This is a genomic window from Brevibacillus halotolerans (assembly GCF_026891775.1).
GTDB classification, from domain to species: domain Bacteria; phylum Bacillota; class Bacilli; order Brevibacillales; family Brevibacillaceae; genus Brevibacillus_B; species Brevibacillus_B halotolerans.
Map to the genome: position 1 here is coordinate 1 of NZ_JAPTNK010000075.1, position 284 is coordinate 284.

Below are 284 nucleotides of genomic sequence, written 5' to 3' on the forward strand. Positions count from 1 at the left end.
TAGCAAGAGTTATCCCGCGCACCTTAGGATTCTCTCCTCGCCTACCTGTGTCGGTTTGCGGTACGGGCACCTTGTTCCTCGCTAGACGCTTTTCTTGGCAGTGTGAAATCAGGGACTTCGGTACTTAAATTTCCCTCGCCATCACAGCTTGTGCTTATTGGTGTGCGGATTTGCCTACACACCACACTTACTGCTTAGACGGCCATCCAATAGGCCGCTCACCCTATCCTCCTGCGTCACGCCATTGCTCAAGCGGAACAGAGGTGGTACTGGAATATCAACCA

General features: G+C 52.5%; 1 rRNA gene. It reads right to left on the reverse strand.

Going from position 1 to position 284, the window contains the following annotated elements:
* A 23S ribosomal RNA gene (locus O0550_RS24235) occupies positions 1 to 284 on the reverse strand; the annotation flags it as partial.